At 64.5% G+C, this 16,382-nt stretch carries 11 protein-coding genes; all 11 read left to right on the top strand.

Going from position 1 to position 16,382, the window contains the following annotated elements:
• The first annotated feature begins 55 nt into the window (after positions 1 to 55).
• The 11 genes from FHS48_RS20555 (at position 56) to FHS48_RS20550 (ending at position 16,381) form a co-directional block, all read left to right on the top strand.
• Positions 56 to 1,621: a phage tail sheath family protein gene (locus FHS48_RS20555; protein WP_184266014.1), complete on the top strand. Its 1,566-nt coding sequence runs from the start codon at positions 56 to 58 to the stop codon at positions 1,619 to 1,621.
• A gap of 49 nt (positions 1,622 to 1,670) precedes the next feature.
• On the top strand, positions 1,671 to 2,120 hold the full coding sequence (locus FHS48_RS18555) for a phage tail protein (protein WP_184266011.1): 450 nt from the start codon (positions 1,671 to 1,673) through the stop codon (positions 2,118 to 2,120).
• A gap of 92 nt (positions 2,121 to 2,212) precedes the next feature.
• Positions 2,213 to 2,746, top strand: a complete 534-nt coding sequence (locus FHS48_RS18550) for a phage tail protein (RefSeq protein ID WP_184266008.1) — start codon at positions 2,213 to 2,215, stop codon at positions 2,744 to 2,746.
• 10 nt (positions 2,747 to 2,756) lie between these two features.
• Positions 2,757 to 2,951, top strand: a complete 195-nt coding sequence (locus FHS48_RS18545) for a DUF5908 family protein (protein ID WP_184266005.1) — start codon at positions 2,757 to 2,759, stop codon at positions 2,949 to 2,951.
• Position 2,952: 1 nt separating this feature from the next.
• The gene (locus FHS48_RS18540; RefSeq protein WP_184266002.1) at positions 2,953 to 3,654 is read left to right on the top strand and encodes a CIS tube protein; all 702 of its coding nucleotides are present in this window, start codon (positions 2,953 to 2,955) and stop codon (positions 3,652 to 3,654) included.
• Complete coding sequence (gene vgrG, locus FHS48_RS18535; protein ID WP_184265999.1) at positions 3,651 to 5,450, top strand: type VI secretion system tip protein VgrG; 1,800 nt, start codon at positions 3,651 to 3,653, stop codon at positions 5,448 to 5,450. The genes FHS48_RS18540 and vgrG overlap by 4 nt, the downstream gene beginning before the upstream one ends.
• Before the next feature lie 11 nt (positions 5,451 to 5,461).
• Positions 5,462 to 5,761, top strand: a complete 300-nt coding sequence (locus FHS48_RS18530) for a PAAR domain-containing protein (protein ID WP_184265996.1) — start codon at positions 5,462 to 5,464, stop codon at positions 5,759 to 5,761.
• A gap of 84 nt (positions 5,762 to 5,845) precedes the next feature.
• A complete protein-coding gene (locus tag FHS48_RS18525; RefSeq protein ID WP_184265993.1) occupies positions 5,846 to 6,193 on the top strand; it encodes a GPW/gp25 family protein in 348 nt (115 codons plus the stop codon).
• The gene (locus FHS48_RS18520) at positions 6,190 to 10,413 is read left to right on the top strand and encodes a baseplate J/gp47 family protein (protein ID WP_184265990.1); all 4,224 of its coding nucleotides are present in this window, start codon (positions 6,190 to 6,192) and stop codon (positions 10,411 to 10,413) included. Before FHS48_RS18525 ends, FHS48_RS18520 begins: the two co-directional genes overlap by 4 nt.
• Entirely contained in the window at positions 10,410 to 12,869 is a 2,460-nt protein-coding gene (locus tag FHS48_RS18515; protein ID WP_184265987.1) for a hypothetical protein, read from the top strand. The genes FHS48_RS18520 and FHS48_RS18515 overlap by 4 nt, the downstream gene beginning before the upstream one ends.
• Positions 12,866 to 16,381, top strand: a complete 3,516-nt coding sequence (locus FHS48_RS20550; protein WP_184265984.1) for a contractile injection system tape measure protein — start codon at positions 12,866 to 12,868, stop codon at positions 16,379 to 16,381. Before FHS48_RS18515 ends, FHS48_RS20550 begins: the two co-directional genes overlap by 4 nt.
• The last annotated feature ends 1 nt before the right edge of the window (position 16,382 follow it).

Here is a 16,382-nt window from a genome sequence, read left to right as displayed (position 1 = left end):
AACCGAACTACCGGCATTTCCGCCCTCCATCGTTGGGGTGCAAACCGCGGTTCCGGTGTTTATTGGCTACACAGAAAAAGCGCTGGATCCGGTCAGCAACAAGCCCATCTATCTGCAACCCACGGCGCTGTCATCCCTGGCCGACTATCAAAGCTATTTCGGCTATGGTTTCCGGCCGAAATTCTCCATCGTTGCCGGGTCGTCCAATGACTATGACTTCATGGCCTCCACCGGCACCGGCGGGCCGTCGGACATGGGCTATTACAAGCTTGAGCAAAGTGCCGACAGCACCTTCTACATGTACAACGCCCTGCGGCTGTTTTACGCCAATGGCGGCGGGAACTGCTATGTGGTGTCGGTCAGCAATTATAATGGTGACCTGAACAACAGCCAGACCACCGCCACGGATTCTGGCACCACGATTCAGGTCGCCGATCTTCAGGCGGGATTGGCGGCCAGCGGCAGTCAGGTCGGGCCGACCATGGTGGTGATCCCCGACTCCTGTCAGCTGGAGTCCGAGGCGGATTACTCCAGCCTGACGGCGGCAACTCTGGCCCTGTGTGGCAATCTACAGGACCGTGTGGCCATTCTGGATCTCTGGGATTCGACGAATCCGGCCACCTGGAATCCTCTGACCATCACGGATCAGGCCAACCAGTTCTATACGGCGGTGGGCAGCAGCTCTGACTATTACAGCTATGGGTCAGCCTATTTCCCGGCGGTTAAGACCTCCATCGTCACCTCGTCCGAGGTGGACTACACCAACCTGAACATTTTCGAGCCGGACAGCAGCACCGCTGAGACCTTGGCCCTGCTGCTGACCGCGCAGGCCGAGCAGCTCTATGGCTATGGCACCGCACAATATAATCAGGTTATGGCCGCAGTCTGGCAGATGCTGCCGGATTATGTACCGGTGCCGTCGCCGCCGGTGTCCAGCGTCGATCCTGCCACCCAGCCCAAGACTGTGGCGCAGTTGAATCAGTTTCTGGTCAACGCCCTGCCGCTGATGAAGCAGTTGGAAAGCCTGATCCTCGCCGATATGAATGTGGCACCGGTCAGTGGCCCCATCGCCGGGATCTGGGCGCAGAACGACCAGAACCGCGGTGTGTGGAATGCTCCGGCCAATCTGGGCCTGACCTCGGTGATCAGCCCGACGATCGCCCTGACCGATGATCAGCAGGGCCCGCTGAACGTGCCGTTGAACGGTATCGCCATCGATGTGGTGCGCTATTTTGTCAATCGTGGCCCGGTGGTCTGGGGTGCCCGCACCCTGGATGGCAACAGCAATGACTACCGCTATATTCAGGTTCGCCGCACCCTGATCTATATCGAGCAGTCCATTAAAACCTCGCTTCAGCAAACGGTCTTTGCCCCCAATGTCGGCCAGACCTGGGTGACGGTCACCGCGTCCATTTCCAACTTCCTGACCGGTCTTTGGACGCAGGGGGGGCTGATGGGCGACAAGGCCAGCGACGCGTTCAGCGTGCAGTGCGGTCTGGGCAGCACCATGACCGCGCAGGATATCCTGAACGGCTACATGATCGTCTCCGTGACGCTGCAAATGGTTCACCCGGCCGAATTCATCGAGCTGACCTTCAAACAGCAGATGCAGGGCACCTGATCGGGCTAATCGTGCGGCCTTGACATGATCTGGCCGACAGGAGGATTTGATGACTGGTGAAGTACAGAATAACATTTGGCCACTGCCAAAATTCTATTTCTCGGTGACCATTGGCGGCAATACCGTCAGCTTTCAGGAAGTGACGGGGCTGGATTCCGAAGCCCGGCCCATCGAGTACCGCCATGGCGACAGCCCGAGCTTTTATCCGATCAAGATGCCGGGTCTGGGCAAGGTCGGAAACGTCACCATGCGCAAGGGCATTTTCGTCAACGACGCGACGTTGTGGAACTGGTTCAACCAGATCAAGATGAACACCATTGCCAGACAGGCGGTGGTCATCAACCTGCTGGACGAGACGGGGACACCCAAGATGGTGTGGACGTTGAACAATGCCTGGCCGACCAAAGTGACCGGCACGGACCTGAAGTCGGAAGGCAATGAGGTGGCGGTCGAGTCGGTGGAAATCGCCTACGAGACGCTGACCATTTCGGCCCCCTGATCATAGGGCCAGACGGGAGGGCCGGTGTTCCGGCCTTCCCATTCTGGTGGCATCGGCCCCTGATGGTATCGGCCACGGAGTTCGTTCTGTTCATGCCCATCTCACCGACGGAAAACTATTATCCGCCGCCGGGGTTCCGGTTCACCGTGTCTGTGGTTGGCACGGGAACGGCTTTGGCGCTGGCTACGTCGCTGGATGCCAGCTTTAAGGAGATCTCGGGCATCGAGGCCAAATTCGAGGTCGAGGACGTGGTGGAGGGGGGCGAGAACCGCTATATCCACCGGCTTCCCAAACATGGGCGTTATCCCAATCTGGTGTTGAAGCGGGGCTATGTCACATCGGCCTCTTTTCTGGCCGAATGGGCGTCCCTGACTGTCGGCTCCAGCCTGACCGTGCCGATTCTGACCCAGAATTTGGTGGTCATGCTGCTTGATGAGGATGCCATTCCGCTGGTGGCTTGGTGCTTTAACAATGCCTGGCCGGTGGGCTGGACTGTCAGCCCCCTCAATTCCATGGAAAATGAAATCCTGACCGAAACCATGGAATTTACGTATGCCTATGTCACGCGCTATCCCGTGGGCACGGTGACCGCCATGGCGGCATCGGTTTCGGCTTTGATGGGGTAGGGGAGGGGCCATGACTCTGCACATCAACGAAGTCAGTATCCGCATGCGGGTGCAGGGCGGTGGCGCACCGGAAGCGGGCGGCGAGCGGGCGGGGGCCGAGGACGGCTCCTGCGGCCAGCCCCTGTCTGACGCTCAGGTGGAGCAGATCGTCACCTTGACGACCCGCCGGGTGCTGGCGGCCCTGCGTACGTTGCGGGATCGCTGAGATGGCCGTGCTTGGCAGCCTTGAGAAGATGCAGATTCTGGCCTATTCCGATGCCAGTTTCACGACGCAACTCGGCCCGGCCTTCGTGGTCTGGATTAACCCGGCTTCGTACACGTACAAATACAAGATTTGCTATAACAACCGGCAGGCACAGGGCAGCAACGGCCCGTCCCCCGATTTCAACCGCATTGCCACCGACACGGTGACGCTGGATCTGATTTTCGATGGCACCGGTGTGGTGCCCAGCCCCAATCCCAGCCTGTTGCCACCTCCCAACGGCATTGCTGATCAGCTGGCGGCATTTCAGAAGCTGGTGTTCGATTACAACGGCACCATTCACAGCCCCAATTACCTGTGGCTTTCGTGGGGGACGTTGCAGTTTCAGTGTCGGCTGCAATCCCTCGGTCTGGACTATACCCTGTTCATGCCGGACGGCAGCCCATTGCGGGCCAAGGCGTCCTGTACCTTTCTGGGCTTTACCAGCGAGCAGCAACTGGCGAAGGAAGCCAATAACTCCTCGCCTGACCTGTCCCATCTGGTGACGGTCAAGGTCGGCGAAACCCTGCCCAATCTGTGTTACCGCATCTATGGCACCAGCCTGCCCTATCTGCGGGTGGCGGCTGTCAACGGCCTGTCGGATTTCCGCAATTTGAAGGTCGGGTCGCAATTGCTGTTTCCGCCGCTGAGCGAGGTGCCGTCATGACCGCTCCGTCACCGCTACAGGCCGCCGGCTCCCTCGACAGCTTCACCATCACGGCCAATGGCAAGGTGATCGACAGCATGCAGGTGGTGTCGGTGCAGTGCTGGACCGAAGTGAACCGGCTGCCAGGGGCGCGTCTGGTGTTTTTTGATGGCAGCGCGTCAGAACAAAACTTTGACCTCAGTGCGTCTGACAGTTTTGTGCCCGGGGCCACGCTGGAAATCGCCGCTGGCTATGATGGCCTCAACAGCACGTTGTTCACGGGCGTTGTCACCAAACAAAGCCTCGAGATCAGCGAGAATGGCGCTCCCCGGCTGATTGTCGAGGCCACCGACAACAGCATCAAGATGACCTTGGCCCGGTCGAACGCCATCTTTGAATCCATGACCGACAGCCAGATCATCAGCAAGCTGATCGAGGCGTCGGGACTGACGGCCAAAGTTCAGTCCACCAGCACGCAGCAGCCGGTGGTGGTGCAGTATTATTGCAGCGACTGGGACCTGATGCTGATCCGGGCCGGGGTCAACGGCATGGTGGTGGTGGCCAGCGGCAACAGTGTGTCGGTGGCACCGCCGGACACCGGCACGTCGCCGACCCTGACCGTCACCTTCGGTGAATCGATCTACGAACTGGCGCTGACCATGGACGCGGAAACCCAGTACGCCGCCAGTGCCCTGACCAGCTATAGTTGGGACATGGCCACCTTGCAGGTGGCCCAATCATCGGGGGCCAGCGCTTCGGTGACCGAGCCGGGCAATCTCAGCAGCGCGGATCTGGCCAAGGTCTTTGATATCGCCGCCGCACCGCAGCAGACGGCGGGCTTTGACTCACCGGACAATCTGACCGCGTGGGCGTCGGCGGACCTGCTGAAATCCATGCTGGCAAAAATCCGGGGCACGGTGGCGTTTCAGGGCAGTGCTCTGGCGCAAACCGGCAAAACCATCACCTTGGCCGGGCTGGGTGGGCGTTTTAACGGCACTGCCTATGTCAGCGGCACGCATCATGACATCACCGATGGCCGCTGGATCACCACGGTGACCATCGGCCTGTCGCCGGACTGGTTCGCGGCCACCTCGCCCAATATTGCCGCGCCGGGCGCTGCCGGGTTGGTGGCACCCATTCCCGGGTTACAGACCGGCATCGTGCAAAAGGTCTCGGGCGATCCTGACGGTGAATTCCGCGTCTATGTGACCTTGCCGCTGTTGCAGGCCTCGGGCAATCCCGGCGTCTGGGCGCGCCTTGGCAGCTTTTATGCCTCCAACGGCATTGGGGCGGTGTTCTTTCCCGAGGTGGGGGACGAGGTGGTGGTGGCTTTCATGAATCAGGACCCCCGCTATCCGGTAATCGTGGGGTCGGTTTACAGCAAGGGTCGCCCACCGCCCCTGCCGCCGGATCAGGACAACACCAAAAAGGGGATCGTCACCCGTACCAAGCTGGAAGTCACTTTTGACGAGCAGAACAAGGTCATCCAGATCCTGACCCCCGCCGGGCAGCAGGTCACTCTGGACGATGCGGGCAAGAGCGTGACGCTGAAGGATTGCAACAGCAACAGCGCCACCCTGTCCGCCAGCGGCATCACCTTGGACAGTGCCTCCAACATGACGCTGTCGGCCAAGGGCAATATCGCCGTCAGTGCTGACGGAAATCTTGCCCTGAAGGCCGTGCAGCAGGCAACCATGGAGGGCATGCAGGTCAGCCACACAGCGCAGACCGAGTTCACCGCCTCGGCCAATACCCAGACGACCCTCAAGTCGTCGGGGATCCTGACCGTCCAGGGTAGTCTGGTCCAGATCAACTGAGGAACGCCGCGATGCCCCCTGCTGCCCGGATTACCGATCTGCACACCTGCCCGATGGTCAATCCATCGGTGCCGCCGGTGCCCCATGTGGGGGGGCCGGTGGCCGGGCCGGGGGTGCCCACGGTGTTAATCGGGGGGTTACCGGCGGCTGTGGTGGGCGATATGGCGGTTTGCGTCGGGCCGTCCGACAGCCTGATCAAGGGGTCGATGACGGTTCTGATCGGTGGCAAGCCAGCGGTTCGCATGGGGGACAGCACGGCCCACGGCGGTATGGTGGCGCTTGGCTTTCCCACGGTTCTGATTGGCGGTTAGGTCATGGCGGCAGAGGGCAAATCCTTCCTCGGTACGGGCTGGAGCTTTCCGCCCACATTCTCGCGGCGGACGGCCAGCGTGGTCATGGTGTCTGATGCTCAGGATATCCATGAAAGCCTGTGGGTGCTGTTCTCGACCAATATCGGCGAGCGCATCATGGTGCCGGAGTATGGCACCGTGTTGTGGCAAAAGGTGTTTGCGGTGCTGAACACCACCCTGATCAACCAGATCAAGACCATCGTGGTACAGGAAATCACCACCTGGGAACCGCGGGTGACCGTGCTGGATGTTCAGGTGCTGCAAGATGATGCCGAGCAGGGCATCCTGAACATTGGGCTGGATTACCTGATCCGTCAGACCAATGTGCGCAGCAATCTGGTTTATCCTTTCTATCATGTTGAGGCGACTCTGGCCCCGGCGAGGGGAGGATGAGCCTGCCGCCGGGGCTTCTGGTGCTGAATGGCGCCGACAACCAGATGGACCGGCGTATGGCCGCCCTGTCCGATGCTTATGTGGCACCGGATGAGCGTACTTTTGACCAATTGCTGGCGTTCGCCGTCGAGTATGCCCGGCTGATCGTGTTCTACGATCTGGAAGACCGGCCTGACGGTGACTGGAGCCTGTTCTTCGCCGCCGATCCTACCTTTGCCCTCGCCAGTATTGCGCAGATGGATCTTCAGGGGGCCGAACGTCACTTCGATACCCTGCTGGCCGAGGCCCGCGCCGCCCACTTGCAGGACCGCAGGCTGGACTGCCTGTGGCAACTGGCCCGCGCCATTCTGGATCTGGCCACCTTGGTGGAGCGCTGGCTGTCCTGGCCGGTGGCCGGGCCGCAATCGCCGGTCGGGCAGCTGTTGCACGACCGGCTGATGGCGTTGGTGCGCCGGGAACTGGCGGAGGCTTTACGGCAACTGGCCTCGCTGATCCGGGGCGAAGACTGGGGTGGGCGGTCGGGGCTTGATCTGTCGGCCTTTGGGCCGCACTGGGGGCTGGGGCCGCATCACGGCCACCACGATTGCCGGGGGGAGCGTGGCTTTGGGGCATTGCTGGAGACTCTGGCTGCCATTTTCACCCAGTTTATCCAAGGGCTTGCCGAGTTACGCCAGTTTGCTGCCCAGCACCTGCTGCCGTCGCTGACATCTGCCGATCATGCCCCTCAGGCCGCCCTGTATATCGCCTTTGCCCGGCTGTTCAGCCAGCCGCAGGCAGCGCTGGACACCTTTTCCAGCCGCCTCACCCGCTTTTATTACGGTGATGTGCTGCGCGAAACCGTCCGGGCGGAAGAACCGGACCGCCTGTTTCTGACCTTCACGCCGTCGGTGCCGCCTGTGGATACGGTCGTCTCGGTCCCGGCGGGAACGCAGTTCCCCGCTGGCACCGATCAGGCCGGACAGGCGATTGCCTATCAAAGCCTCAGCAGTCTGGGCGTGACGGCGGCGGCCGTGGCTGAGGTGTGGATGGTGCGGCGGGTGACGGCCCCTCTGTTCGAGAGCGCCACCTCGCCGCCGCAGGTTTCGCCCACTCTGGTGCCATCGCAGGTGCTGACCACCACCGTGGCCCTGCCGACCAAACCCGCGCCGGTGTCCTGGGCCACCTTCGGCGAGGCGGCGTGCGGCACGGCCGGTATCGAGACCACCGCTGCGGCAACGCTGGGATTTGCCCTGTCGTCGCCGGTTTTGCTGCTGAGCGGTGGCCAGCGTTCCCTGCTGCTGGTTCTGTCTTTCAGCAATGCCTCGCTGCTGCGGGTGTTGCCGTTGGTGCAGCAGCTGGCCGGACAGACCGGCGTTCCGGCGGGGCAGATTCTGTGTCAGGTGTTGGGCGGTGGTTTATCCCTGTTCCTGTCGGCGGCGGGCGGATGGCTGGCGGTGGATGATGTGACCGTGGCGCTGGGGCAGGGGCGGGGCCGCGATATGGATTTTACCATGTCCATCGCGCTGCCGGACACTGCGGCGGCGGTGCTGCCGGTGGGGACGCCCTTGCCCAAGGGGGCGACACCCCCCGGCGGTGAACCGCCGGGACCGGCTGCGCCCGACACCGGAGCGCCGGTTCTGACGGGCTACGTGACGCAGGACCGCATCGCGGTGGGCAGCATCGGCACCGAGGTTGAGGTCTTTCCGTATGCCATTCTGGGCGGGCTGGATCTGACCGGTGTGTCGTTGCAGGTGTCGGTGGCCGGGCTGGCACCGACGGCCCTGTCCAATGCCAATGGCACCGTGTCGGCCAGCAAGCCCTTTTCTCCCTTCGGTGCTCCCGCGGCCCTTGGGTCTTCGCTGGTGATCAGCCAGCCGGAACTGTTCGCCAAGCAGCTGGACAGCCTGTCCCTGAACACTGTCTGGTACACTCTGCCGCAAACGGATCAGGGCTTTAAAACCTATTATCAGGATTACATTCTGGGACCGGACGGCACACCGGTGCCCGACCTGTTCGACAACCAGACCTTTCTGGCGGATATTTCGGTGGATCAGCCGGGGTACTGGACTTTGGCTGACCCGTTGGGGTCGCCGTCCGGCCTGTCCCACTACCTGTTCCGCACGGGGGCTGACCCGGCCATCCCCGATCCCGATGCCCCCCTGACCGCGCAGTCGGTGTTTTCTGATCTGGCACCGGTCCCCACCGATCCGCCCGCCTATTACCAGCCGACCGACTCGGCGTTGCGCCTGACCCTGTCGGCACCGTCCTATGCCTTTGGCGATCAGCTTTATGCCCGCAATGTGATGGCGGCGGTGACCGCCGATCTGCCGGACCCGGTGCGGGCCGAGGCGGTGTGCCGGGCCCGTTGCGCCCCGGTGCGGAACTGTCTGGGCGATGGAACGCAGGTGGTGGCCGCCGCCGCTGATGCGCTGGACGGCGGGGCGCATGGCGTCAGTTCCAGTGACATGGTGGAGGCATCGCTGATCACGGCCGTCAAGGGACTGGCCGGTCTGGCGCGGGGCGCGTTCAGCACGGTGGTGGACAAGGTGGCACGGTCAGGCGGCGGCGATGCCGATGCCATGCGCGCCGATCTGGCGGCCATCCCCGATCATCAGGAGGAGGATGGCCTGCTGTCCCGTTTGGTCAGCCTCCTGCGGCGTGATCCGTCCGCCGGGATGGCCGAGGTGATCGGTCAGTTGCAGGGCTGGTCAAAGGCCCACTGTGCGGGCCTGTCCGGGGAGGCGGGTACGCTGGCGCAGGCCGGGGACACTCTGCTGGACACGGCAACCGCGCTGATTGCCGTACAGTCTGCTGCCAGCGCCGCTTCCGGGGCCTCGGGGCGGGTGGTGGCCATGATCGGGCTGGCCACCGCCAAGGCCACCCTGACACAGGCGGCGGACGCCTGTATGGCAACCTGTCTGAGTGAACAGCTTTCCCCCAAACCGGCGGTGCGGTATCCCAATCAGCCCTGGCAGCCCATGATGGCCTCCCTGACCATTGACTATCAGGCTGCCAGCAGTCTGCCGGTCCAGACCGTGATGGACGGGCAGACCCAGTTTTTTTACCTGACTCCCTTCGGTGGGACCGCGCCGGTGGTCTGGCCGGAGGAGGGCGTGGTACCCTTGCTGCCCCCCTTGGCGGGTGATGCCACTCTGCTGCTGGGACTGTCCGGTATCAGCGGCGCACAGCCCCTGAGCCTGCTGTTCCAGATGGCATCATCCCCCGCCGACTGGACCGATCAGCCGCCCCCCCTGAGGTGGACCCGCCTTGACGGACAGTCCTGGCTTCCTTTGCCCCCGGTGTCGGACGGCACCAATGGCTTGCAGAATTCCGGGATTCTTGCCTTCGATCTGCCCGCATCGGGGACGGCGGCGGTCACTCAGTTACCCGCGGACTCTGTATGGCTTGCCGCCACCACCCATCAGGCACCCGAGCAGTTTCCCCGGACCGCCGCCGTCATCCCCAACGCGCTGGAGGCTCAATGGATCGGTCCCGGTGGTGCCGACAGTCTGGGGGTGACGCCTGTGCCGGAAGGAACCATCAAGGCGGCGGCGTCCCCGCTGGCGGGGATCGGCACTGTCACGCAGCCGCTGGACTCCTTTGGGGGCCGTCCCCGGCTGGTGGGAGAGGATCTCTATCCCTGGCTGGGGGAGCGTCTGCGGCACAAGAACCGGGCGGTGCAGGCCTGGGATTATGCCCGGCTGGTTCTGGCGGAATTTCCCTTCGTCTGGCAGTGTCAGGCTTTGGCTGCGTTTTCGGCCAGCGGCGGCGGTCAGGCCGGGGCGGTGCTGGTGGTTGTGGTGCCCGGTCCGGCCACTCCTGACGTCGCCGACCCCACCGTGCCGGTGGCCAATGCCCTGCAACTGGCGGAAATCGGGACTTATCTGCAAGGGTTGGCGTCGCCGTTCGTGGCCTTGCAGGTGGCCAACCCGACCTATGTGCGCATCTGCGTGACCGCCGATGTGCTGTTTGACAATGGCGGAACGCCGCAACGGTTGGAGCAGGACCTTATCGGCTGGCTGTCGCCTTGGTATTACGATGTCGCCCGTGCCGCCTTAGGCGGGCGTTATGTCACCGAGGATGCCATCGCCGCCTTTATCCGCTCCCGTCCCTATGTGGCGGCGATTCTGGAGATTGCCTTTGGCTATGATCCCGATCCGGCTTCCCTGTCCTGGTGCTATCTGACGTCAGCACCGCACCACGATATTACGGCCGTTGATGACGACGGAGGTGCGGCATGACCCTGTCGCCCACCCTTTCGCCGGTTCCGCCCGAGGGTCCCGGCCTGAACTATGTGACCCTGCTGGAAGACGCGCTGGCCCTGTTGCAGGACCTGTCCGGTGCGATCTGGACGGACTATAACGAGCATGATCCCGGTGTCACCATCGTCGAGCAGCTTTGTTATGCCCTGACTGAGCTGGCCTACCGCGCCGATTATCCGGTGGCGGATATTCTGGCCGCGCCCCGTGCTGGCGGGGGGCCCGCGCCGATCGACCTGCGCGGGCAATCCCTGTATCCGGCCCGGGCCATTTTTCCCTCGGCACCCGTTACCGCCGATGATTTCCGCCGCGTGATTCTGGATTGGCTGCCTGAGCTGGGCAATGTCTGGCTGACGCCGGTCCCGGCCCGTGATGGCGTCAACGGTCTTTACGATATTGCCGTGCTTGCTCCAAAACTGGATCCCTGCGGCTGTAACGGCCCGACGGCTGAACAGGTGCGCCATGGGGTCCTGCGGGTCTACCGCCGCTTCCGTGCCCTGTGCGAGGATGTGCGGCATGTGCATGTGCTTGAGCCCCGCGCCGCCACCGTGCGGGCATCGGTGCTGCTGGATGGCGGGCGTGACTCCGCCCTGATTCTGGCCGACATGCTGTTTGCGGTGGGAATGCTGCTGGCACCGGAGCCGCGCCGGAAATCCCTGTCGCAGATGCTGGACGCAGGACTGACCCCCGCCGGGATCTTTGACGGCCCGCTGATGCGGAACGGCTTTATTCAGGCCGATCAGCTGGGGCCGAAAGCCAGCAGTATTCCGGTTGCCGATATCCTGCGGGCCATGGCCTCGGTGGAGGGGGTGGTGTCGGTGTCTGATCTGTCGGTGCGGGTGGAGGGCGGGGAAACGCCCTATGGTTCCGGCGACAGCATTCCGGTCAATGGCCGGACCATTCTGATGCTGACAAACGGCGGGAAAGAGGGCGGGCCGGGAAGCGGGCAGGGGCCGGACCCCATCCACCTGTGGCGCAACGGCGTTCTCTGCCATCCGCCGCAGGACCGGGTGCGCCGCCAGCTGGCACGGCTTTGGGCGGCACAGCGGCGCACCTATCGGCTGGCTGCCGAGTACCGGCGGTATTTTCCAACCCCGCAGGGCCAGTGGTTTGACCCTGCCAGCTACTATTCCGTACAGAATCAGTTTCCCAACCTGTACGGTATCAGTGAATACGGGCTGCCCGCCAACGCCACCCCGGTGCGACAGGGGCAGGCCAAGCAGTTGAAGGGCTATCTGCTGCCGTTCGAGCAGGTTCTGGCCGATTATTTCAGCCAGCTTGCCCATGTGCGCGACCTGTATTCCGCCCGCGAAGGTCACGGTCCCACCTATTTCAGCCAAAGTCTGGCCGGGCGGGTGCCCGGAGTGGAGCCGCTGCTCTCCGATGACTATGAAAAAGGGCTGCACCGGGTGGTGGCCGCCAGCGATCCGGCGCCAGAGCGGCGCAACCGTTTTCTCAATTATCTGCTGGCCCTTTATGCCGAACAGCTCACCCTGCCGCCATCGCCCGATTGCGACTGCCAGCAGGGCGGCGACAGCGGTGCGCAGGCCCTGATCCATGCCAAACGGGCCTTGCTGCATCGGCTGGTGGCGGCAACCGCCAACCGGGGCCGGGGGTTTGACTATGGCCGCCCGTCCAGCCCGGTTAACCGGCCGGGCATGGAGATCAAGACCCGCATCGAGCTGGGCTTGCTGGAAAGCATGGACGACCGGGGCGACAGTGGTCTGGACATGGTCACCGTGGTGGAGGATCCTCTGGACGCCAGCTTTGGCCGGTTTCTGAGCGCCGAGGCCAGCACCCAGACCATCGACGGGTTCATCCGGGTTGATCCCTCTTTGCTGCCTGCCGTCGATCCGGGGGCGGACTCGCCGTTTGTCGGCCATACGGTTGCCGCCGATCTGCTGCCTGTGCTTCAGTCCATAGATTCTTTCCGCTTGGGCGTGCTGCCCCGTGACCGTCAGGTCAGTCTGATCTGCCGGGTTCCGGGCAATGACCGTTGCTGGCATTTGGGCAAGTTCGCCACACTGGAATCCTGCTTTGCCGAGGTGGCCCGTATTCTTGCCCATGCGGCTGACCTGCTGGTCCTGTCGCGGCGGCTTTATGTGGTGGAACATCTGCTGCTGCGGGCCGCCCGCCGACCCGGGGAGATCACCCCCTTCCCCTATGCTTTCACCCTGTCGGTCGTGCTGTCGGCCTGCATTTTAGGGGATGACCAGCCTGATGCCATGCGGCGGCAGGTGGAGGCGACGGTGCGTGAAAACAGCCCGGCCCATGTTGCCTTGCGGTTTTGCTATCTGAATCATCGGCAGATGCGCCGTTTTCTGTCCCTGCGCCATGACTGGCTGAACGCCCTGCGCGATAATGGCGACGGGCGGCTGGCGTGGGCCTGTGCCCGGCTGCGGGATTTTCTGATCGCCCATGACGGGGAGCAGGCGTGACCGGGCGGCATGTCATCGGGCGGCTGTCGTGGGAGGTGGAGGTTGCCGACGAACATCTGGCGCTGGACCTGCACCGCCGTCTTGATCACTGGATGGCCCGGCACCTGCCGACACTGCTGGACCGCGTTCTGGCCGCAGCATTGCCCGAAGGACGGCAGGTGGTGCTGGACCGGCTGGATCTGGATCTTGGCCTCCTGCCGGAGCAGGGGTTCGAACAGGCTCTGGCTCTGGCTCTTGAGTCCGCCTTGACTGACGGACTGGCGGCGGCGGTGGCTGTGGCCCCGCGTGACCGGGTGACGGCGGGGGAGGGGGTGTTGTCCGCCGCGGCCGGAAGGGTCTGGGTCATCCGGCATTACCTGATCCACGGCACCCTGCCGATGGGTCCGGTGGATCCGGGGTTTCTGCCCCGGTCCCAACTCGCCCGTCTGGCGGCGGACCAGCCAAGGGCTTTGGCCGATCTGTTGCGGCAGACCCGCAGGCAGAGTCAGGTGGCCGAGCGGCTGGTGTTGCAGGCGGACGATGCCAGCCTGCGGCTGGTGCTGGCGGAACTGGAGTCGGCCAACGCCCCGCTGATTCTGGCCTATCTTGGGGATCTGGGGGCCTTGCATCGCGCCGATCCGTTGGTTCCGCTGGGCGAGACGCGCTTCTGTCAGTTGGTCTGGGTGTTGACCCTGCGCTTTCTGCTGTCGCTGGATGGATCGCACTTCAACCAAAAGAGCTATGTGGCTGACCTGTTGCGGAAGACGGCCCGGGCCACCGGGCTGGAATACCACGCCCTGCTGGAGAGTCTGCGCCGGGCGCTGGAGAGCGTCGGGCGTCGTCTGTCCCTCGCCAGTTCCCTCCCGGCGGTGTTGCAGGAGGTTCTGGCCGACGGGGAGAAACCCCCTCCTGCGCCGGACCTGAAGGTCAGCTCCTCCGGGGATGCGGTTCCACCGGCGGACAGACCGGCGGATCTGGTGCGGAGGCTGCGGGCGCTGGCCGGAAACCTGTCAGGCGTCAAGCAGCTGATCCGTGCCACCGGTCCCGACGACCTGATGCAGATGCTGGTTCTGCTGGACCGCGAGCATGCGCCGCTGGTGCAGAACTACATGGCCGATGTGATACAGGCCCACCGGGTAGAGCCGCTGGTTCGGCTGGGGGAACAGGCCCTGACGCACCTGCTGTGGGTGCTTGCGCTGGCCCAGATGGCCCGGCAATCCGGCTCGCAGTTCAATCGCCGCGTTTTCGTCGGCACCCTGTTGCGGGATCTGGCTGAGCACGAAGCCATCCCCCTGCCGGATCTTCTGGCCACATTGCGGCGGGGGCTGGCAGTGGTGTTCCGTACCGCCAAAATACCGGGCGGATCGCTGCTTGACCTGCTGGATGCCCTGTTGGCGGACCTGACCGCAGCGCCGACGGAGGCTCTGGCCGGTGTGGAGGCGTATTTGCGGGGCAGGCGGGCCGCCGGTCCGTCCCCGGCCCTGATGTTGCCCCGGCTTGCCGCCAGTCATGGCGCTGGGCTGGCGACGCTGGTGCGGCGGCTGGCTGCCGATCCGGCGGTCTGGCCTCAGGCGGTTGAGCGCCTGTTGGAGGCCCTGACGCCCGAGGACATTGTGCGCTTGTTGTCGCCTGCCGATCAAAAGCGGGCGCTGGTTCTGGCGTCCCGGCTGGATTTTCCCGACCCACGCGAGGAGCGCCGGGCCTGGGCGGTGCTGCTGGCCCGGCTGGCTGGCGGTGATGGGCTGGGGGCGGCCGGTCGGTGGCACCGTCGTGCCGGTCTGATCCAGCGGTTCGACCGCATGGCTGCTCTCTATCATCTTTTGCAGACCGGGCGATTGCCGTGGTGGGCGGCCATCGCGGATCCGCCGCTCGGTCAGGCGGCCGCTGTCGCCGGTTTCAGCACCATGCCGCCGGACCGGTTGCGTCGGCTGTTTGCCGAGGCCGAGGCCGCCGACAGGCCGCGCATGGCCGCCACCATCGTTGCGCTTCTGGGCGAACCGGGGGCCCGTGCCCTGCTGGAGCGGCTGGCCCCTTGGGCGGCCATGGCGTGGGGGCGGACCGGGCAGGGACCGTTGGCGAGACTGACGCCAGACCTGCTGCCGGTGGCCTTGGCCCGCCTGCTGGCCGCAGCGCTGGGGGAGGGGCCGGTGGACCTGACCGAGGTTCTGGCAGGTCTGACGGCCCCGGTGGCCACCGCGCCTGCCGTGCCCGCCGATCCTGTGGAGTGGGCCTTGGACGATCTGCTGGCTGCTGCGGCTGATCCGGTGCTGGCGACCGAAGAGCGTGAACGGTTTCAGGCTGTATTGGTGGTTCTGGCACGTCGGTTTCCGCAGGCGGCGCGGCAGGCCCTGACCCGCCTGCCGGATCCGGTGCGGCGGGCCCTGCGGCGGCTGTTGCCGCCGGACCCTCTTGATCTGCGTCGCGCCACCCTCGATTTCCTCGCCGGGTCCCCGTCAGCGGGGGTGCCGGAGGATGTGCTGATTGAGGCATCCATCGCTTTGGCCGATGCCGGGGACCGCGATTTCCGCGATGACGTGCGCCGCCTGCTGCGCCAGCCTCAGGTGCGGGGCCGTTGGTCCAGCCGCTTGCCTGATCGGCTGATTGTGCGGTTGGTGCGCTTAAGCGAGCCGGGGCAGGCCCGCCTGCTGATCGACGTGGTGGACGTTCTGGGCACGGCGTGGCGTCAGACCGCACCGCAGCGTCAGGGCAGCGCCCACCGTCTGCCCTGGGCGGCGCTGTTCGACTACCTTGCCGATCAGCCCCGGCAGCAGCGCAGCGCCCATGCCCTGGTGCCCCGGGTTCTGGCTGCTCTGGGGGTGAAGGACACAGATCTGGCGGGCCGGGTGCTGGACCGGGCGCGGGATCTGGCCCGGACCATCGGCCATGCCTGGTTGCCGGGTATCCTGCGTCCGGCTCCGGTGGAGCCGCCCAGAAAACCCTCTCCCCCCCCGGTGCCGCACCAGCCAGCGCCGGGGCGAACCGCGTTCGGGCTGGAAGGGGGGGGCGCCGCCGGTCAGGACGGGGCCCTGTATGTGGACAATGCCGGTCTGGTGCTGGCCGGGCCGTTTCTGCCCCATCTGTTCCGGACTCTGGATCTGTTAGGCACCGGCAGCGACGGTAAGCCTGCCCTGCGTGATGTTGAGGCGGCCTCCCGCGCCGTGCATCTGCTGCAATGGCTGGTCGATGAACAGACCGCCCGCCCGGAGCAGGGTCTGGCCCTGAATAAGGTTCTGTGCGGACTGGATCCGGCGGCCGCCATCGAACCGTCCATCACGCGGACCGAACAGGAGCTGGGGGTGGGGGCGCAGTTGCTGGCCGCCATGCTGGCCAACTGGACCATTCTCTCCAAAAACTCACCTGCGGCCCTGCGCGAGGGCTTCCTGCAACGGGAGGGCAGGCTGGAGCGCCGTGACGGCGGCTGGCACCTGACCGTGCAGCGCAAGACCCTTGATGTGCTGGTCGATCAGGTGCCATGGGGCTTTTCGATGATCTTTCATCCCTGGCAGCGCACGGCGCTGACCACAACCTGGTGAT

The organism is Novispirillum itersonii (assembly GCF_014205675.1).
GTDB lineage: Bacteria > Pseudomonadota > Alphaproteobacteria > Rhodospirillales > Rhodospirillaceae > Novispirillum > Novispirillum itersonii_A.
Note: the sequence above shows the minus strand (reverse complement) of the source record. Positions and strands in the feature narration are given on the sequence as shown.